General features: G+C 39.0%; 17 protein-coding genes. 10 read left to right on the top strand and 7 right to left on the bottom strand.

Annotated features, from left to right (window positions below):
• The first annotated feature begins 15 nt into the window (after window positions 1-15).
• Complete coding sequence (locus PQ456_RS13400) at window positions 16-918, top strand: carbohydrate ABC transporter permease (protein WP_273612741.1); 903 nt, start codon at window positions 16-18, stop codon at window positions 916-918.
• Between the two features lie 72 nt (window positions 919-990).
• Complete coding sequence (locus tag PQ456_RS13395) at window positions 991-2745, top strand: type 2 periplasmic-binding domain-containing protein (protein ID WP_273612740.1); 1755 nt, start codon at window positions 991-993, stop codon at window positions 2743-2745.
• 111 nt (window positions 2746-2856) lie between these two features.
• Here the strand turns inward: PQ456_RS13395 and PQ456_RS13390 are convergent, their stop codons facing one another.
• The 3 genes from PQ456_RS13390 to PQ456_RS13380 form a co-directional block, all read right to left on the bottom strand.
• On the bottom strand, window positions 2857-3285 hold the full coding sequence (locus tag PQ456_RS13390; RefSeq protein ID WP_273612739.1) for a hypothetical protein: 429 nt from the start codon (window positions 3283-3285) through the stop codon (window positions 2857-2859).
• A 332-nt stretch (window positions 3286-3617) separates the two neighbouring features.
• The gene (locus PQ456_RS13385; RefSeq protein ID WP_273612738.1) at window positions 3618-4001 is read right to left on the bottom strand and encodes a VOC family protein; all 384 of its coding nucleotides are present in this window, start codon (window positions 3999-4001) and stop codon (window positions 3618-3620) included.
• A 172-nt stretch (window positions 4002-4173) separates the two neighbouring features.
• Entirely contained in the window at window positions 4174-4998 is an 825-nt protein-coding gene (locus PQ456_RS13380; protein WP_273612737.1) for a helix-turn-helix transcriptional regulator, read from the bottom strand.
• Between the two features lie 220 nt (window positions 4999-5218).
• Between PQ456_RS13380 and PQ456_RS13375 the strand changes: the two genes are divergently transcribed.
• The 5 genes from PQ456_RS13375 (at window position 5219) to PQ456_RS13355 (ending at window position 10265) form a co-directional block, all read left to right on the top strand.
• Window positions 5219-6268 (top strand): SPFH domain-containing protein, encoded by a 1050-nt coding sequence (locus tag PQ456_RS13375; protein ID WP_273612736.1) that lies wholly within the window; start codon window positions 5219-5221, stop codon window positions 6266-6268.
• Window positions 6265-7233, top strand: coding sequence for an NAD(+)/NADH kinase (locus PQ456_RS13370; RefSeq protein ID WP_273612735.1), 969 nt, complete (start codon window positions 6265-6267; stop codon window positions 7231-7233). The genes PQ456_RS13375 and PQ456_RS13370 overlap by 4 nt, the downstream gene beginning before the upstream one ends.
• A gap of 62 nt (window positions 7234-7295) precedes the next feature.
• Window positions 7296-7649, top strand: coding sequence for an ArsR/SmtB family transcription factor (locus PQ456_RS13365; RefSeq protein WP_273612734.1), 354 nt, complete (start codon window positions 7296-7298; stop codon window positions 7647-7649).
• A gap of 210 nt (window positions 7650-7859) precedes the next feature.
• On the top strand, window positions 7860-9629 hold the full coding sequence (locus PQ456_RS13360; RefSeq protein ID WP_273612733.1) for a SulP family inorganic anion transporter: 1770 nt from the start codon (window positions 7860-7862) through the stop codon (window positions 9627-9629).
• A gap of 75 nt (window positions 9630-9704) precedes the next feature.
• Window positions 9705-10265: a VOC family protein gene (locus PQ456_RS13355; RefSeq protein WP_273612732.1), complete on the top strand. Its 561-nt coding sequence runs from the start codon at window positions 9705-9707 to the stop codon at window positions 10263-10265.
• 8 nt (window positions 10266-10273) lie between these two features.
• On the opposite strand, the gene PQ456_RS13350 is transcribed toward PQ456_RS13355, so the two are convergent.
• The 3 genes from PQ456_RS13350 to PQ456_RS13340 form a co-directional block, all read right to left on the bottom strand.
• Window positions 10274-11380: a DUF4179 domain-containing protein gene (locus tag PQ456_RS13350; protein WP_273612731.1), complete on the bottom strand. Its 1107-nt coding sequence runs from the start codon at window positions 11378-11380 to the stop codon at window positions 10274-10276.
• A 336-nt stretch (window positions 11381-11716) separates the two neighbouring features.
• Window positions 11717-13441, bottom strand: a complete 1725-nt coding sequence (locus tag PQ456_RS13345; RefSeq protein WP_273612730.1) for a methyl-accepting chemotaxis protein — start codon at window positions 13439-13441, stop codon at window positions 11717-11719.
• Window positions 13442-13806: 365 nt separating this feature from the next.
• Window positions 13807-14643 (bottom strand): DegV family protein, encoded by an 837-nt coding sequence (locus PQ456_RS13340; protein WP_273612729.1) that lies wholly within the window; start codon window positions 14641-14643, stop codon window positions 13807-13809.
• 183 nt (window positions 14644-14826) lie between these two features.
• Here PQ456_RS13340 and PQ456_RS13335 point away from each other — a divergent pair, with 183 nt between their 5' ends.
• Complete coding sequence (locus PQ456_RS13335; RefSeq protein ID WP_273612728.1) at window positions 14827-15432, top strand: DUF1836 domain-containing protein; 606 nt, start codon at window positions 14827-14829, stop codon at window positions 15430-15432.
• Window positions 15433-15573: 141 nt separating this feature from the next.
• Here the strand turns inward: PQ456_RS13335 and PQ456_RS13330 are convergent, their stop codons facing one another.
• Entirely contained in the window at window positions 15574-17274 is a 1701-nt protein-coding gene (locus tag PQ456_RS13330) for a methyl-accepting chemotaxis protein (protein ID WP_273612727.1), read from the bottom strand.
• Between the two features lie 345 nt (window positions 17275-17619).
• Here PQ456_RS13330 and PQ456_RS13325 point away from each other — a divergent pair, with 345 nt between their 5' ends.
• On the top strand, window positions 17620-18915 hold the full coding sequence (locus PQ456_RS13325) for an alpha-galactosidase (protein ID WP_273612726.1): 1296 nt from the start codon (window positions 17620-17622) through the stop codon (window positions 18913-18915).
• Window positions 18916-19235: 320 nt separating this feature from the next.
• Entirely contained in the window at window positions 19236-21185 is a 1950-nt protein-coding gene (locus tag PQ456_RS13320) for a 3'-5' exonuclease (RefSeq protein ID WP_273612725.1), read from the top strand.
• Window positions 21186-21205 lie beyond the last annotated feature (20 nt).

Here is a 21205-nt window from a genome sequence, read left to right as displayed (position 1 = left end):
TAAGGAGGATAACCCATGATCAGAGCGGAAAATACCAAATCGATTCAATGGTCAGACTGGCTATTTAATGCAATCAATTACACATTGCTGACGATCTTATTAATTGTGACAATCTATCCATTTTATTATATTTTTATTTATTCGATTAGCGATTCATTTCGTGCCCAGAGCGGTGTCTTTTTATGGCCTGCTGGCTTTTCGCTAGAAAGTTACAAAGCAACGATTAAGCTTCAAGGATTAGGCGATGCCGCAATCGTTTCTGTGTTGCGTACCGTATTAGGAACTGCGATTACGGTGGTATGTTGTTCTTTTTTTGCTTATTTGATCACCAAGCGAGAAATGCCTTTTCGCAAAATTATTTACCGATTTGTACTGATTACGATGTATTTTAATGCAGGCTTTATTCCATGGTACTTAACGATGAAAATGTACGGATTACAAAATAATTTTCTGTTATATATTTTGCCTACTGCATTAACAGGGTTTTATATTATTTTGATCAAAACATTTATTGAGCAGTTACCACCTGCGCTGGAGGAATCTGCTAAAATAGACGGTGCTGGTTATATCACTATTTTTACCAAAGTTATTTTTCCACTTTCTACGCCGATTATAGCGACTATAGCTGTATTTGCGGCTGTCGGACAATGGAATACATGGTTTGATAATTTTTTCTTAGTCGAAAATCCCAAATTACAAACATTACAATTGTTACTTTATAACTTTTTGAGCCAATCTAATAGTATTTCAAATATGAGTGCTGCTGATTTGACGATGTCTGCGGAAGCTAGAGTGATGACACCTCAATCGATTCAGATGACGATTACGATGTTAGTCACATTACCTATTGTGATTGTATATCCTATGTTGCAACGCTTTTTTGTCAAAGGCATTATGATGGGTGCAGTCAAAGGATAAACAAACAATCTTATCATTGCATAAACCAATGATAACTGGTAGCAATATATAAGAATATGAGGAGGAAGCTTTATGAAAGATGAGAGAATCAAGCCGTTCAAGCGTACTATTAGTGTATTGTTAGTACTAATTTTGATAACGCTTACAGCATGTTCGAATAATACAGCTAATACTAATGGTTCGGCTACACAAGCAGGCACAGTAGATGCGAATGGTATTGTCACTTTGCGTATTTTGGTGAATGAGACAGGAACCAAATGGAACACGTATCCAGATAATGAAATTGCCAAAGCGATTGAAAAAAAGATCGGTGTCAAAATCGAATATGTAGAAGCTGATTCTAATAAAATGAATGTATTGCTAGCAGGTGGAGATTTGCCAGATATCGTGCGCTCCGATCCGACTCAATATGGAAAGCAATTAATAGATGGAAATCTGGTCATTCCGCTGGATGATCTAATTGCCAAATATGGTAAAGACATTTCTAAAAATATCCCTACCGTTGTAGAATACAGTCAAAAGAATTGGAGTGAAGGGCAAAACAAATTATACTTTTTACCTCCTCAAGTGCAAGCAGATCCTAGCCCGGTCTACGCTAATCTTTCAATCGGCCCAACAATTCGCTGGGATTACTATAAAGAAATAGGAGCACCTGCTATTAACAGTACAACCGATATGCTAAATGTACTCAAACAAATTGTAGCCAAACACCCTACTACCGATGAAGGTAAAAAAGTATATGGAGTCTCGATGTGGCAAGATTGGGGATTGTGGCCGTATATTATTCCGTTCACATGGATTACTCAACAGACCGCAGCAGGCAATTCCGATTTGTTTGCGAAGCCTTTAGGTGGTAAGGAGCTAATTAATGTACTGACAGATGCCAATTCAAATTACTGGGTAGCTTTAGATTTTTATAACAAAGCTTATCGTGAAGGACTACTTGATCCAGATGCATTAACGATGAAAAATAATGATTATATGGCGAAAGCGACAGCAGGGCAATTTATATTAGGGCCAGCTACATGGGCAATGGGAGATTTTAATTCCAAATATGCTAAAGATGGCAAAGGATTTGTTGTATTACCTGTAGGCAAGCAAGCATGGTCAGGTGGCGTTCGTCCGATCGGTTGGGCAGACAAAAGCTATGCTATTTCAAAAAGTTCTAAATATCCAGAGAAAGCGATGGAATTTTTAAATTATATATATTCATATGAAGGTGCCAGAACGATGTATAGCGGTATTGAAGGAACTAATTGGACGATTGAAAAAGGTGTACCGCAATTAAGCAAAGAAGTTTCTCAGCTCAAAGTCACAGGAGGCGATGCTTGGGAACGTACAGGGATTGCGCTTGATCCTAATTTAATCGGATTAGGTGGAAATGTAATTGATCCTAAGACCAAGACACCACTTGATCTATTTGCTACAGAAGAAGCACTAGCGAACAATGCGACGGCATTAGAGAAAGACTTTAGTCAATATTATCATGCTTCTTATTCAGGCGAAGTGGTCGCTAATTTGGTCAAAGAAGGCAAATTGAACGATGAAAATACACCGCTCAAAAATTTGACACCAGAACAGATTATTATAGAAAATACGATTGTGTTGCCAGTGCTTACCGATGATCTACTCAAAAAAGAAACACAGCTCAAAGAAGTGGCTGCACGTACAGCAGCGACTATGATTCTGTCCAAAACGGATGAAGACTTTGCAGCCAATAAGCAAAAAGCGATCGAAACGTTCAAAAGTTCAGGAGCAGACGAATTGTCTACTTATATGAATACCGAATACGCCAAAGCTAGAGCAACAGCAGAGCAAGCTAAATAGAAAATGTATAATACGTTACAAAAAACCGCCAGTCTGTAAAAGCAGATTGGCGGTTTTTTGCTGTATATGATTTGGCTATATATAGCGTATAGTGGCGGCTATACGATACTTTTAACGTCGTGATGAACGTGTTTTGGAAGTGAATAATACTTTCTGTCCGGTGCTATTCAGGCTAGGTGCACCATGTACCACTGTAGATTGTGCTTTGGGAGTCGCTTGAAAAGCATCTTTGAACGAAGTAGAACAACCTGAGCATAGACGTCCTTGAGCAATAGGCTGCAAGCAACATTCACAAGGATAAGTCAAATTTTTGTATCCGTTAGATAATTTGCCTTGTTTGATCAGATCGTGCAACTCTGCTAAAGGGACCTGGGTTGCTTCACTTAAAGCTTCTGTCGTCGCTTTAGGAAATCTCCACATGTAATCCATGCAGTTTTTCAAAGCCAGATCTAATTGATTACTACAAGAAGAGCATAAGTTACGCATATTTTTTTGGAAAATAGAACCGCATTTCGCACAATAATCCACCATTAGAGTCAACACAATCACCCCTTACATCTGTTTTTTTAGTCTTTAAGATATAGGTACATAATACTATATCGGTTATAAGATCACAATACAGTATACAAAAAACATGAAATTTGTCGAAATTAATAAAATAATCCTGAGTATGTAGGTATTAGGGCTTGTAGGGTAATAATAGCATAATTAACACATTTACAAAGTAAGTTCCTGTACTATATAAAGCAATCGCAAAAATTTCAATCACTTTAGTACAAAAAAAACAACTCGCCTTCTTGATGGCAAGTTGTTGATAGATCAAATAAACAGTAGATAAGACTCCAAATCGCAAGCGGTTAACAACGATAATGTTATTCTAACGCACTACAGATTTCGATAAAATGTCCATCAGGATCAGCGATATAAGCGACTGTCTGTCCCCATGGTTTAACCACAGGTTCTTTGACAATCTTTACCTGTTGTTGACGCAATTGTTCTATCGTTGCTACTACATCATCGACGACAAATCCAATTTCAAATGTACTGGAGGTTGCGATCTCTTCTGCAACTTCAAGTCCAATCTCTTGTCGTACAGACTGGCGTGTGTTAAACGACAATGTAGTCATGCCTGTATCAAATTCCACATAAGTATCCACTTGCATTTTGACCGGTAATTGTAGAATATCTCTGTAAAAATGCATCGTCTGCTCTACATCATGAATATACAAAATAATATACTTCATCGCTAATTTCATAGATTGATCCAACCCTTTCTTAGTCACTTCTATTGTCAGTTCATCATGATGATTCTGATCTAGTTTGATTATGAATGATCTTCCTGCAAAAAGATTGGAAAAAACGGTCATATCCTTGGGGATATTTGATAAATATCTATTGTGCAGAATCAGACTAAGCTTGGATAACGTCCTATACAGATAATTGCCCTGGAGATAGACCATAATAACGCTGAAAATGATGAATAAAATGAGATTGGTCATAATAACCACCAGAGATGGCTAATTCCCCAAGACTATACTGCGGATAGCGATACATCATCTGCAAAATAGACTGAAAGCGAATAATATCTAATATTTCTTTGGGACGAATACCGAATTCTTGCTGGAAAATACGGCGTACAGTTCGTTCGCTGTAATGTACTTGTTGAGCAAGTGTCGCTAGATCTATCTGTCCATTATAGGCATACATTAACTGTAAGCTGTGCGCTAGTAACGGATGAGCAGGGCGAGGGTGAATATCATATGTATATAGCGCTTGTTGTAAGTATTGCTCGATAATATTGATCCGCATCGCAGTATCTGTTGCACCTATCACTTGCTCCCAAAACGTGCTTGCAGAATGTCCCCACAGTTCCTCTAATAATATTTGTCCCTGAAGATCAGCTATAGGATACCCAACAATCGCTTGTACAGATTGAATATACATTCGGATACCAAAGAAATTCATAGATTCTTTAGGATAAAAAACTTCATACGTAGACATCCATGAAGAGACAAAAGCCCCTTGAGTTACAGAGATAGCATCCAGATCAAAAATAATATCTATACATCCATCTGGAATAATACGATAAGCAGAAGTATGAGGCAGAGTAGTAGAAGATACTTGAAAAGTAGACGACCAGTAACAAGCTACTGTAGATTGCAATACCGGTTGTGGAGCATATTCCTGATAATGATAATAATCATTCTGTAAGTGAGATTGTAACTTAGGCGGCTGAAGAGGACGATATATCATGCCAGCACTCCTTTTCTAATACATAGCATCCGATGGATGTCTGTAACAACATTAATAACAGCAATATCACCAGATATCGATATTTACGTTTAGTGTAACATGATTTGAAATGATCGTAATCTAATAATAATTAACAAATTGTTATTATCATATTGTAAATATCAAAATAGCGTGCTATATTGTTATTAACAAAAAGGAAATAACAAAGGAGAGAGTGATTATGTTTGGATTTCGCTTCGTCAAATTTCAACCCAGTGAATATGTGATGAAAGTAAGAAATGGCAAAATAGTAAAAGAAGGAGTTGGCTTATCTTTCCGCTATTATGCACCGACTACTTCTGTGATCGTAGTACCGGTATCGTCGATAGATGTTCCTTTTATATTTGAAGAAATAACGAATGATTATCAGACTGTAACCGTACAAGGGCAATTGACATACCGGATTGTGGATTACCGAAAAACCACTCAAATCTTAAATTACACGTATAATTTACGCAAAAATCAATATATTTCAGATGATCCGAACAAACTGGCTCAACGGGTGATCAATATTGCCAAAGTATTAACTAAAAAACATCTGGAGCAAATGCCACTGCGAGAAGCGATTCAATCCAGTGAACGTTTAGCTCAAAGTATTACACGCGAAATTATGCAAAATGCTGAATTAGAAAAGTTAGGCATCGAATTGATGGGCTTCTCTGTTTTGGCGATTTTGCCTAATAAAGAAACGATGAGGGCGTTAGAAGCACAAGCACGTGAGCAGATTCTACGCAATGCCGATGATGCTCTATATGAACGCCGTAATGCCTCGATTGAACAAGAACGACGGGTCAAAGAAAATGAATTGAATACCGAAATTGCAGTAGAAACCAAGAAAAAACAAATTCGGGAAACTCAATTAGATGCTGAACGCTCGGTAAGTGTGAAAAAGAATGAGATCAAAGAAGAACAATTGCAATTCGATACGATGATGGAAGAAAAGAAACAGCAATTAACAGAACTATCGATTGCCAATTCCAAAGCACAAGCCGATGCCAAAGCCTACGAAATGTCTGCAGTGATGAAGTCGCTTGAAGGCGTTAATCCTGCATTGTTACAATCGATGGCGAATATGGGCATGAATCCTGATAAATTGATCGCGATTGCTTTCCAGGGATTAGCTGAAAATGCAGGTCGTATCGGACAATTGAATATCACACCGGATCTATTGCAAGGACTATTATCAGAATCAAATAACCATCAACAACAGCAAGGAGGTCGGAATATATGAATAGCCGGATAAGCGAAAATAAAATTGTACTCGTCAAGCGTAAAACACGATTAGAAGAATTGATTGTTCGTTACAATACGATCCAGCAAGCACAATTTTATATTGAGCGTCTGGGTGTTGATTTTACCGACTATATACAAGAAGATCAGAATTATCGTCATGCTGTAGAACAATCGATGCTTGTGTTACAAACGATCGGAAGAGTGCAACTGTTAGAGCGTGAACATGTACCGAATTTTATTTTTGGTGAAGATGATATTGTAGTGGTGCTCGGGCAAGATGGATTGGTTGCAAATACGATGAAATATGTCACGCATCAACCGTTAATCGGTGTAAATCCTGATCCACTACGCTGGGATGGCATTTTGCTTCCTTTTCAAGTTCGTGATCTGATCCAGGTGGTACCTGATGTATTGAATCGTCGCCGCGCGATCCAAGAAGTGATGTTAGCCAAAGCAGAATTGAACGACGGACAGACGTTATACGGTGTAAATGATTTATTTATCGGGCGCAAAACACATGTCTCGGCTCGTTATCAATTGCAGTTAGCAGGGCATACCGAGCAACAATCTTCAAGTGGCATTATTGTATCAACAGGGATGGGTGCAACAGGTTGGTTCAAAAGTGTTCTTGCAGGAGCAAACGGTATTGTACACAGTGAAAGCTATCAGCAGATAACAGGTAGTATGCAGTATAAAGAGACTCACAGCTCCACTTATACTTCATTGGCATGGGATACACCACAGTTGTATTTTACAGTGAGAGAACCATTTCCTAGCCGTACCACTTCTACCGAATGTGTTTTTGGACAGATTCACGAACAGCAGCCATTGCGCATTATATCGCAGATGCCTGAAAATGGCGTAATCTTTAGTGATGGCGTAGAAAGTGACTTTCTGGAATTCAATTCAGGCATGACAGCAACGATCGGTCTAGCCGAGAAGCGGGGGCATCTGGTGGTATGATGATTATTTTGTGTTATGATATCCGTATCTGTTGAAGATAATACAGTAAGGGGTATGGATTCATGAATCAAAATATACAGCAATTCAAAGCTGATTTCTTCAAAGCTTTAGCCCATCCGATGCGGATCCAGATTTTAGAAGCACTTTGTACAGGAGATAAGACAGTTAATGAATTGCAAACGATTGTCGGATCAGAAGGATCGGCTGTTTCTCAACAACTGTCGATATTACGTAGCAAAAATGTAGTGCAAGGAATCAAAGAAGGCACCTCGGTAATCTATTCACTACGTGATCCGCTTATTCAAGAATTGTTAGCAGTAGCTAAGCGCATTTTTGATAATCATCTGGTAGACGCGATTTCTTTATTGGAAGGCATGCGCAATGAACCTGAAGCAAGCAGACATCTTGAGAAATAAAATAAGCGAACCTGTTTACGATAAATAGATCATTTCCAAACCACAATTGTCTATACACAATCAAAGTATCTCTTATGAATAAGGGATACTTTTTTTGATGTGAATAAAATATCATTGACACAATCTGCATGCAGGCGTACTATCTCTGTATATTCAAATAATCAGATATTTGAAATTAAATATTAAAATATGCAAAAAGAAGGTAGACAAATGAAGTGGACAGGAAGATTTGCTGGATATAACCGCAATAGTTTACGCAAAGATTTGATTTCAGGCATGATCGTAGGTATTATCGCTATTCCACTCGGGATGGCTTTTGCTATTGCTTCAGGAGTTAAGCCTGAATATGGAATCTATACAACTATCATTGCAGGTATAATTATTTCTTTGTGTGGAGGTTCCAAATTTCAAATCGGTGGGCCGACAGGTGCATTTATTCCTATATTATTCGCTGTAGTGATGCAATATGGATATGAAAATTTATTGATTGCTGGTTTTATGGCAGGTGTCTTTTTGCTTATGATGGGATTGTGTCGATTAGGCAAATTAATTGCCTTTATCCCAAGACCGGTCACGATAGGATTTACCGCAGGTATTGCTGTCACTATTTTTGGCGGACAGATCGCCAATTTTTTAGGATTGAGTGGACTTGCCAAACATGAAGATTTTTTCTCGAATATGCGTGAAATCGTTATTCATCTGAACACATTTAATATATACAGCCTTATCACCGGATTGACCTGTTTTTTAGCTATGATAGTAACCGCACGCTTTTTCCCTAAAGTGCCAGGTTCATTGATCGGATTATTGATCTCGACAGGAGTGGCTGTGCTGTTTTTTCAAGGCAAAGTGGCTACTATCGAATCTTCATTTGGCGCCATCTCAGGAGCGCTTCCTCATTTTCATATTCCAGATTTGACATGGGATAAAATTACCTTTTTGATTCGCCCTGCATTAGTGATTGCAATGTTAGGCAGTATAGAGTCTTTGTTATCAGCCGTTGTTGCTGATGGGATGACAGGCACACGTCATAACAGTAATCGAGAGTTGATCGGACAAGGAATCGCCAATATGATAACTCCTTTATTTGGTGGTATTCCAGCTACAGGAGCAATCGCTCGGACAGCTACGAATATCAAAAATGGCGCTGTATCGCCTATCTCCGGTGTAGTACATGGGATTGTGGTTTTACTTGTATTGGTGTTATTTGCTCCTTATGCATCCAATATTCCGCTTGCTAGTATGGCTCCGATCTTAATGTTAGTAGCATGGCATATGAGTGAGCGTAAGCATTTTATGCATATTTTGAAAATCAAAACAAGTGATTCGCTCGTCTTGGCGATCACGTTTATATTGACCGTATTTGCTGATCTGACGACTGCTGTTGAAGTAGGATTGTTATTAGCAGTTATATTGTTTGTCAAACGAATGAGTCAAGGATTAACGATAACCAAAGTACTCCCTGATCCAGAAGCTGTGAATCAGCAAGTACAAAGTCATATGGTTACTGAAAATCATGATTGCCCTCAGATTAGTATCTACACGATTGAAGGAGCACTCTTTTTCGGTAGTACCCATCTGATCGAACAAGCGATAGATGAAGCTATTGCGAATCAACCTCGGATCGTATTGCTTCGTATGGGTAGAGTCCCGATGATTGATACAACAGGAGATGCTAACCTGACAATCTTAGTACGTAAAGTACAATCGTACGGTGGCATAGTGATTGTCTCTGGTATCCAGCACCAACCGCTTGAATTGTTACAAAAAACAGGCTTGTATACGATGATTGGAGCAGAGCATTTCTATGAGCGGACAGGTATTGCGATTAATAAAGCGCTGGGGTATCTTGATCTAGAACGTTGTCGTGGTTGTCAGCATTTTGCTTTTCACGAATGTCAGGCGTTATCTGCTGGAATTATCACTTCACCAGTAAGCTCACCGTTATTATTGAAAAAAGCATTAGGATCTACCGTTTAATTTTCAGAAAACAAGTGTAAAAAAAGACATACGCATCATATCCAATCTGTTGTTATTTAGAAAGGAAGGATACATATGTCTGCATCATCTCAATATACACATCAAGATTATCGATCTATACGAGGTATCGATCATATCGGTCTAACCGTTCCCGATATCGAAGAAGCGACTCGGTTTTTTAAGCAAGCATTTGGAGCTTCGATTTGTTATGATACGCTTACCCCTCAACAGCCTGCTCAAGAAGGCGCAGAGACTGAACAGAAGTTAGGATTGCCACAAGGCGCTAAAGTGCGTCATATGCGACTGATTCAGATCGGTCAGGGTGCAAGTATCGAGATGTTCCAATTTGAAAATACAGAACAGCGCTCTCCCGCATTAGCAGTAGATTATGGTATCCAACATATAGCGTTATATGTAGATGATATGCCAGCAGCTATCCGTCATTTTGAATCGGCGGGTGGCATTTTGCTGTCTTCTCCTAATCCGCTACCTAATGAAGAAAAGGGAGAAGGGCATTTATTTGTGTATGGACGTGCGCCGTGGGGAACATTAATAGAATTACTGTCTTATCCACATGGAATCGATTATCCGCAGACAAGCGAAAGTAACCGCTGGACACCGCCAGCAGTTACATAATTTGATGCTTATTTGATTTGTATAAGTTGGGTATCTCCAATATTATCAGCTTCTCGGGTAACGACTTGCAATTGCAGGGTTTTGGGTTGATCGAGTAAATTGCTGTAAAAGATATATTCATAACTGTTCGGATCATCGAAAGCCATTTTTCGATTTAACGCCCGTAACAGCACTGCTTGATCGCCTTCACCTGCAATAATGCCTGTCGCTTCTACCCATGATTTTTTGGTGTTATACGGTTCAAAGGGCTGATCTAATGTAAAGCGAACACGCATCTCTAAAGGAGACATTTCGACTCTGGTCAGAGCAACTTTGTGATCTCCTAATTCAATAATATGGTTCGGATAGACAATTTCAGTCTCAGGTCGTTTGAATTGACCGGCTAATGAGAAATGAATCAGCAGGGTAGGAGAATAATGCATATCTTCTGTGCTAGTATTGGTTACTGGATCGCTTAATCTGCCATCATCTACAGAAGCAACTTGGAATTTGGCGGCAATTTCTTGTGGGAAAGGTTCTCTTGATTTCAAGCGAATAGTGGTCGTGCCACGAAATACATTTTCACTATCAGCGTCATGAGTTCCATTATTGCGTGAATGACCTAGAGGCTTGCCTGTAGCGATACTGCTTAATTTGACACTGTTCATCCCGTATATTTCTTGTCCATTTAAGCTTTTGGCGGTATAGAGGAGAATCAATTGATTTTCATCAGCGGTCACAGCATTGACAGTAACGATATAGCCGTCTTTTTCAGCGCTCTCATTTACGTATTGGATATAGTTGTGCTTGATAGCAGATATTAAGCTCTGGTTCTGGATAACATCACTTTGATACTGGTGAAAAGGTTCTAATTTGCCCCATGAATTAGCAGTGGTATACGTGCTTTGTGTAGGCATCGGAACGATCAATAGGATCAGCATAACTACCGAAGTAAAGCCTACAACGACTAATAAGCGAGCATCCAACCAGGGAAAACGTGATTGCATTCGTTTGGCTTCTAGTACATCTTCCTCATCTGTAAGAGTAGAGGTATGAGACATTTGAGATAGAGAAGGTTGTTCTGTATGTAGGTGAGAGTTAGATGGTTGAGAAGAATCTTTTTTGGATGTGCTCATAGCTACCATTCCTCCTGATTCAGAATAATTGACGAAGTTGCTTAGTTATAAGGCATAATTATAAAATGTACTGTCCTTATTTTTAAATTTCTGGTCTGCTAAGTGCTTATTGTATATATCGGTGGTAAAGCTACTTTTGTTACTTTTTTCTGCTAACCTCTAACTATAGATATTCTTTATTTTATCTTACTACGAATAGCCAATACAAGTAGACATCAAAAAGCCCGCCAGCTCTTTAAAGAAAAGCAATCCTTTTCATTTTAGAGTAATGTGGGCTTTTTGATCTATAGGTTGGAATATCTATTTTAGCGTAGTGCTAGTACAGTTTGTCCCGAGTTAAATTTTGAACTCATTCATTTCGCTGTGTAACTGTTCAGCCGTCTCTGCTAGCGAAGAAGAGGAAGCATTAATTTCTTCCATCGATGCTAACTGTTCTTGTGTAGCAGCAGATACATTTAACATACCGGCAGCCGATTCTTGAGCGATATGAGAAATCTGTCTGGAATACTCTACAATCTCAGTCGTGCTTGCAGACATCTGTTCTGCACCAGCAGATACTTCTTCAATATCGCTTGCTACTTGATTAACTGCTTGTAAAATATCCTGGAAAGCAGTCCCTGCAATCGCGACAGAAGCCATCCCTTTATCAAATTCACGATTGTTTAGATCAACCGCTTCAATCGCATTTAACGTATCTTTTTGAATAAAAGCGACCAATTCAATAATTTGCTTCGCTGATTGGGAAGATTGTTCTGCTAATTTGCCGACTTCATCAGCAACGACTGCGAATCCTCGACCTGCTTCGCCTGCACGAGCGGCTTCAATTGAAGCGTTCAGCGCTAATAAATTCGTTTGCGAAGAGATGCCAGTGATTACTTTGGTAATATTACCAATCTCTTGAGAGCGACTACCTAATTCTTTTACTACAGAGCCTAGAGAATGTAAGGATTGTTGAATTGAATCCATTTGTGATACCGCTTGTTGGATAGCATGATTACCATCCGAAGATTTGCTTGCCGCATCGACAGCAGAGTTAGATACTGTCTGTGCACGAACCGCAATCTGTTCTACACCGATCGCCATTTCTTGCATCGCTTGAGAAGACTTGTTGGCAATATCGACTTGTTTGGCTGTACCGACTGCATTTTCTTGTACGGTTTCCGCGATTTGTTCAGCCGCTTGTTTATTTTGTTCACTACTTGCTGTTAATTGTTCTGAAGAAGCAGCGACCAATTCGGAAGTAGAAGCGACCGATTCGATCACCTGACGCAAATTGTGCTTCATATCATTAAATGAAACCGCTAATGAACCGATCTCATCTTTGTTTTTGATAATCAAATCAGATCCAGTCAGATCACCGGCAGCAATTTGTTCAGCTGCTTTTTGTAGCGATCTAGCAGGCTTGGAGATCGAACGAGCAATAAGGAAAGCAATAGCCAAAGCAACAATAATAGCGATTACACTTAACAAAATAATATTAAAACTTGCTTTCCGCGATGTACTTACCGACTCATCTGTAAGTTGAGTGGCTTGTTTGTTATCATAAGCTACCAATTCTGCAATAGTAGAATTAGCCGTGTACCAGAAAGCATACGCATTACGGTGCAAAGCAATCGCTTTATTCAAATCATTATTCAGACCTGCATTAAGCACGTTAGGTGAAACTTTAATATACGCTTCATATTGTGTAGAGAAGCGTTGATACAGACGTTGTTCATCATCGCTTTCGATTAACTTTTCATAAGCAGTACGTTCTGTTTGAATTTTTTTCAGTAATGTCTCGTAATCTTGATTAAGCTTGGCAACTTCATCTTGATTATTTTCTACAATAATATTGAGCAATAGACGCTCTAGATCGGACACATCCCCGTTAAGCGTTCCTAATAAAGTAACACTTGGCATCCATTTCGTATTTACATCGACTGCTTGATTGCCCATACTTCGTGTACTTGTTAGAGCAAGTAAACTTACTATGACTAACAAAAGAATCACACTTAAAAAGCCAGTTAACAATTTGGTCTGTATACTCATTTTGACTTTACCAACACGCAAACGTTTCATAATATTGTCCCCCAATATGTAATGTGTAACGCATTCAACTTTATCTATATCGACAATTTCTTTTTATATATTAGACAATTTTGTAAATTTTAGTGCTTAAGATATAGTTCTTAAGGTTCTAAATGCAAATGCTTACATTTCAATTTAATAAATCACAGGTAGAAGCTGTAATTGTGAAGAATAGTCAAAAAAAGATATGGTCAGAGTCATTATTCATTTTTTGGATCATCTTATTGAATAGTTATAAATGCTGACCAGTGAACGCAGACAACAAAAAAGCAACCTGTAGCATATAGCTACAAGTTGCTTTTTGATGAGATCTATAGGTAATCCTTTATATATAGAATGAATGTGTTAAATAGTATTTAATTTTGACGAATCCATGCTAATGCCATTGTACCTTCACCGGCGTGAACACCGACAACAGGAATAAAGGGAGCAATTTCAATTTTGAGTAGCGGAGCAAATACACTGATTTCTTTCTCCATTTGAAATGCTTCTTCAATATTGTTAGCGTGCATAATACATACACTTTTGACCAGATCGATATCTTTTTTGAGAATATCCATCAGTTTGTGTTTGGCTTTTTTGAAAGTACGAATTTTGTCTTCTACAATAATTTTACCTTCTACAAAACGCAATAGGAGGTGGATACGTAGTAACTGACTGATCACCAATTGAGTACCGGATACCCGTCCACTACGATGCAATTGAGAAAGACTTGCTGGAATCAGATAAAAGTCCATATTTTCAATAATCATATCGATTTTGGCTTTGATCTCCAGAGCCGTATCGCCTTGTTGTTGCCATTTGACTCCTTGCATAACCATTTCACGTAAAGGAAAAGCGCCGACTTTGGAATCAATCCCGATCACAGAAGTTTCAGTGATCTCAGCCGCTTGTAGTGAAGTGTGATACGTACCACTTAATTCAGAAGAACAATGAATCACGATAATATCGTCATATTTATCTTTAATAGATTCGTATAATTCCATAAATTCGCCAATCGGTGGCTGTGAGCTACCTACACTTTCGTTTTGACGCATTTTCTCATAAAATTGTTCTGCTGTAATTTCAACATTTTCTTTGTACGCTTCATTGTTCACAATCAGACGTAAAGGTACAATATAAATATGATGTTCTGCTGCAAAATCAGTATCGATCATAGCTGTACTATCTGTCACCCAAGCAATTGATTTCATCCAAACCACTCTTTCTTTACACAGAGATAGAATATACTAAAAATACTATATTCATTTTATTTAAATTTTAACATATAAAACTAATAACTTTATGATATAGTTATTATAACCATATACAATCATAAACACAAATTACAGACAATGAATCTTATCATACATGCTCAGCTCAAGGAGGAATACATAATGGAAGACAAACTGGCTCAAGAATTAGAAGCATGGGGTAAAGAGAAAGTGGCTTATAAGTTTCCCAGATGGGAGCAGATTCCCGACATTGATTTATATATGGATCAAGTGGTCGCTTTATTAGAAAAGCATTTTCACAAATTCCCCGGGGAGAGTGCAGGCAAGTTAATCTCACCCTCTATGATCAACAATTATGTCAAACAGGGCATTATTCCACCTACGATCAAAAAGCGCTATTCCCGTACGCATATTGCTTACTTGATGATGCTGTGCACCCTCAAACCTGTATTACCTTTAGCAGTCATACAAGGTATTATCGAATTTCAATTACAGACCAAAACATTTGCTGAAGTGTATGATCACTTTGTGACAGAACAAGAGCAAGCATCCAGTTATACGATGGAACAAGCCAAAGCTGAGAGCAGATTGCTCGGTCAGACGACTACGACAGAACAAGAAATGTTAAGTAATCTTTCGCTCAAAATGGCAGTATTGGCGAACTCCAGTAAGATTTTGGCGGAAAAGATTATAGAAATGGAGCGAGCAGAAGGAAAGCTCTCTACGCTAGATGATCATGGTAAAAAAACGAAAAAGATCAAAATGTAAATTTAAGTCATTATCTTTACACATGGTACACAATGATATACCAAAATACCCCGTATCCTTTATATGCGATCTTCTGATCATAAAAGGATACGGGGTATTGCCTATTTGCTATAAAGCTAGTAACAAAAGTAAGCTAAAATATTAGACTTTAAATGCGCTAACTTCGTTATGAAGTTGTTCTGCTGTCTGTGCTAGAGAAGACGATGAGGATGTAATCTCTTCCATAGAAGCCAGTTGTTCTTGCGTAGCCGCAGATACACTTAGCATACCTTCAGAAGATTCTTGAGCGATATGATTGATCTGTTTGGAGTATTGGACAATCTCAGTCGTGCTTGCTGATAATTGTTCTGCACCTGCGGAGACTTCTTCAATATCACCAGCCACTTGATTGACAGCCTGTAAAATATCGCGGAACGCTTCACCTGCAATCGATACAGAAGCCAATCCTTTATCAAATTCAAGATTATTCAATTCTACCGCGTCAATGGCATCGGTTGTATCTTTCTGGATAAATGTAACCAGTTCAATAATTTGCTTCGCCGATTGAGAAGATTGTTCTGCTAATTTACCGACTTCATCAGCAACGACAGCGAATCCTCGACCTGCTTCACCTGCACGAGCCGCTTCAATGGAAGCATTCAAAGCAAGCAGATTGGTCTGTGTAGCAATACCTGTAATGACTTTAGTGATATTTCCAATTTCTTGTGAACGACTTCCTAATTCTTTCACGACAGAACCTAACGAGTGTAGCGAAGTCTGAATCGAATCCATTTGATTAACTGCTTGTTGGATCGCTTTGTTACCATTAGACGATTTGCTTGCTGCTTCGGTTGCTGAACTGGATACTGTCTGTGCACGAACAGCAATTTGCTCTACACCGATCGCCATTTCTTGCATCGCTTGAGCAGACTTGGTAGCAATATCAACTTGAGTAGCAGCGCCATTAGCACTTTCTTGTACCGTTTCAGCAATTTGTTCAGAAGCTTGTTTGTTCTGCTCACTACTTGCTGTTAATTGCTCTGAAGAAGCGGCAACCAATTCAGAAGTAGCAGCTACAGATTCAAGCAAACTACGAAGATTTGCTACCATTTGATTGAAAGCAACAGCCAGTAGACCGACTTCGTCTTTATTACGAATAATGATCGCTTCGCCTGTTAGATCACCAGCAGAGATACGTTCAGCCGCTTGTTGAATTTGTTTCACCGGACGGGATATAGATCTAGCAATAAGGTAAGCGATAACGCCAGCGATTAGAATAGCGATAATACTTAAAATAATAATATTCATGCTTGCAGAAGTTGCTGATTTTACAGATTGATCTGTCAAAATACCTGCTTGTTCATTATCATAAGCAATTAATTGAGCAATTGTGTCATTAGCAGTATACCAGGCATCATAAGAAGCACGATGCAATTCGCGCGCTTTATCCATATCATTGCCTTTAGCCGCATCAACTAAGGCAGGAAAGGTTGTTAAAAATTGATCATAATTGGTGTTGAATGTTTCAAATAATTTGGATTCTTCATCCGATTGAATCAATGCTTTGTATTGTAGACGTTCGGTTTCGATTCGTTTTAACAATTCATCTAATGTAGTGTTAATTTTAGTAATTCGTTCTGGATCATTTTCGATAGCCATGTTCAGGACTAGACGCTGTACATCAGAGATATCACCATTCATCATACCCATTGTGCTTACACTAGGCATCCATTTGCTATCAATTTGCTTGGCTTGCGATCCTAACGTATTCATACTGAATAGTGATAAAAGACTAACCAATACCAGTAATAGAATCACGCTAAAAAAGCCGACTAATAATTTAGTTTGAATATTAATACGCATTATTTCACTCCTCATCATTGTTTAAACATATAACGTAATACCTATATCGACAAAATTCGCTATATATTTAGGTCTTACAGATTAAAAAAAATAAAATTGCTAATAAATAATTAAAAAACTAATAAATGTTTTAATAGTTATATATTTCAAATTAATCAAATACATTTTATTTCAAAATATAATGTCGTGTATCCGTTGTTGTAAGAATTAATGATGCAAAATGATTATAAAATTATAAATAATGTAGGTTAATATATATATTATTTATTGCAACCGTTTCCAAAAAAAGTTTAAAATAAATACAGCATATTATTCCAAAATATATATATCTAAAGGAGATTCAATATGGAACATCATCTATGGGCACAATATCCACCCCGGGGCTGGAATAGTTGGGATTGTTATGGAGCCGCTGTACGAGAAGAAGAAATTATAGGTAATGCCGAGTATATGTCTACTCATCTCAAAGAGCATGGTTGGGAATATATTGTAGTGGATATTCAGTGGTATGAAGCAGGGGCTGTATCCTCAGCGTATCGCAAATTTGAGCCATTAGAAATGGATAACTATTCCCGATTAATTCCAGCAGTCAATCGTTTTCCTTCCAGTAAAGATGGTCAAGGATTCCGTCTGTTAGCTGATCGGGTACATCAATTAGGATTGAAGTTCGGTATACATATTATGCGTGGTATTCCAAGACAAGCGGTGCATCAGAATACAGCGATCAAAGGAACACATATCACCGCCAGACAGATTGCACATCCTAATTCGATCTGTCCGTGGAATACAGATATGTACGGGGTAGATGCTTCGCAAGAAGGAGCACAACAATATTACAATTCATTATTTGAAATGTATGCAGAGTGGGGAGTCGATTTTGTCAAAGTCGATGATATTGCGGCTTCACGTCTGTATGATACTCATCTGGAAGAAATTGAACTAATTCGTCACGCAATTGATCAGTGTGGTCGTCCGATGGTACTCAGTCTATCTCCAGGGCCAGCGCCATTACAATACCAACAACAATTAAGAGACCATGCGAATATGTGGCGTGTTACCGATGATTTCTGGGATATCTGGTCATTATTATATGCGATGTTCGAACGGTGTGAGAAATGGTCACCGTATGTAGGCGAAGGTTCTTGGCCGGATTGTGATATGTTGCCACTCGGTCATATCGGTATTCGCTCTGTAGATGGAGGCGGAGCAGATCGCTGGACACGATTCACACCTAATGAACAGCGCACTATGATGACACTGTGGTCGATTTTCCGTTCGCCATTAATGTTCGGAGGAGAATTACGGGATAACGATGAATGGACATTGTCATTGCTGAACAATCCGCTGATTTTAGAAATGAACCAGAAGAGCCGTCAAGCCTATCAGCTTTCTCGTGATGAGCAGGATCGAATCATCTGGGTAGCAGAGGAAGATGGAACGCATAACCGCTACATTGCTCTATTCAATGCAGGAGAAGAGCAGAATACACTAACACTGGATCTATCTTTATTAGATATAACAGTGCCAGTGAATCTGCATAATCTATGGCAGCCTACAGAACAATTAACCGTACAAGGACAATGGGAAATAGAACTTCCACCACACGGATGTGTCGTATATCGATTAGAGCCACTAGCTTAAAAAGAATACTTGTATCTCCAATAGAAAAACAGAATTAAAGCATATAGCAACTAAAGAGGATCACTACCAACAGACCTAATAAAAGTAGGGCTTTTCCATTTTACGATGGAAGATGTCCTGCTTTTTTGGTTTAAATCCATTATCTTGAAAAAAAGTATTTCCAATATGAGTCAAACGAAGTATGATATAGGTAAATGTATACGCTACCTAAGACCTAAGAAAATTGAAATATTTCATTTTAAAGCAAAATTATCGCAGATTTCCAGAAGAACTGGACTCTAACTCGTACATCTTCTGCCTGCACTAAGGAGAACACAACTATGGCATATACGATTCCAGACACCATCCCGAGAAAAGCAACCGCAGGCGAACGCCTTTTATTTCAAACGCTCAAAGAACATCTTCCAGACGATTATATTGTCTACTACGAACCAGAGATCGGTGGCAGACGACCAGACTACGTCATTATCGGCCCGGATCTTGGACTATTGGTGTTAGAAGTGAAAGACTACACCGAAAATACCCTCTACGAACTCAATACTCATGAATGGCAGCTACATACCCAAAAAGGAACAGGATCGGTAGAAACGGTCAAAAATCCGCTACTCCAAGCAAGAGATTATGCTTTTCGAATCAATAATAAGCTTAAAAAAGATCAGAATCTTACACAACAAAGCGGCGTGTATGCGAATAACCTCAAGTTCCGCTATGGACATGGAGTTGTTTTTACCCGTCTCAAGCAGACTCATATCGTCAAGCATAGTCTACATCGGGTGATCGACCCTAGATATATGCTCACACGAGAAGAAATAGACTTGGAAGATGAGAATTGCACCGCAGATCATCTACTAGAGCGCATTACCAATATGTTCGATACCCCTTTTCATATGAATCAGATGCTGACCGACGAAGATATCAAAGCGATTCGGTATCATCTATTTCCCGAAGTACGGATTAGTGCAGAATATCGGGAGCCTGCTTATTATCAAGACCAACTCTTACTATCGCTTCATAATATTCAAGCGATGGACTTGCATCAGGAATCACTTGCCAGACAGTTGGGAGATAAGAATCGATTAATACGCGGTGTAGCAGGTAGTGGCAAGACTTTAATTCTAGCCGCTAGAGCGAAGATGTTAATCAAAGACCATCCACATTGGAAAATTCTTGTACTCTGTTATGGCATTCCATTATCAAGAGTGATTCGCAGTCAGATTGATCGGATGCTCGAAGAACCGGAAGATTTGTTCGATTTTGCCAACAGTCAGACGAATTCATCGGCTACACCTTCTATAGAGAAGTCATCCAATCTACAGATTGCTACATTCCACGAATGGCTGTGGAGTACGATGCGAATCAAAGACGAGCTGATCGAATCTTATCTGGAAAAGATCAATCGTGGCGAGACGATCTTACCGCAATACGATGCGATCCTGATCGACGAAGGACAAGACTTCGAACCGTCATGGCTAGAATTGCTAAGTAAGGTGCTTAACCCGGAGACCCAATCGTTATTACTGGTCGAAGACAAAGCGCAAAATATTTACAAACGCAAAACCAGCCTGAGCCAGAACACCGGACTCGACTTTCGTGGACGCTCCAAGATTCTCAGTATCAACTACCGTAACACCGCTCAGATCGTCAACTTCGCATGGGACTTCTATCGTACCCATTCGAGCTTAGGGGAAAAGGTCAAAGAAGGCACAAGTATAGAAGGCGTAGAGATTATCCCACCGCAAAGCACCAAGCGTAAAGGGATAGAGCCACAGATCAAGCACTGCGCTTCATTTGCAGAAGAAGTACAATGGGTCGCACAGCAGATGAAGATATTACATGAGCAGAAAAAAGTACCTTACGCCGAAATGGCTGTTCTGTATCGGGTACAAAAGCGCTATTCGTACTCTTATATAGACGTATTACAAAAAGAACTATCCAAGCATGAGATTCCATACAACTGGTTCACCGAAAATACAGCATCCAAACGCACATTCGAACGCCACCAAGAAGCCGTCAAGCTATCCACACTCGACAGCTCTAAAGGTCTAGACTTCAAAGCCGTCTTTATCGTCAATGTCGACAGCATGCCCTTCAAGCTAGAAGAACATCCAGAGCGAGAAGTATCGTTATTTTATATTGGGATGACGAGAGCGATGGATTGGTTGTTCTTGAGTTATAGCAAGGTGGAGGGATTTGCAGGGTGGCTTGAAGAAAAGGTTGTCGAAGCAAGTGATGCAGTGGAACAGAAGAAGCAACAACGATTCAAATCCTAGAAAAGCATAGAACATTCTCA

This window comes from Paenibacillus kyungheensis (assembly GCF_028606985.1).
GTDB classification, from domain to species: domain Bacteria; phylum Bacillota; class Bacilli; order Paenibacillales; family Paenibacillaceae; genus Saccharibacillus; species Saccharibacillus kyungheensis.
The sequence above is the reverse complement of the archived record's forward strand: the minus strand, read 5'-3'. Positions and strand labels throughout refer to the sequence as shown.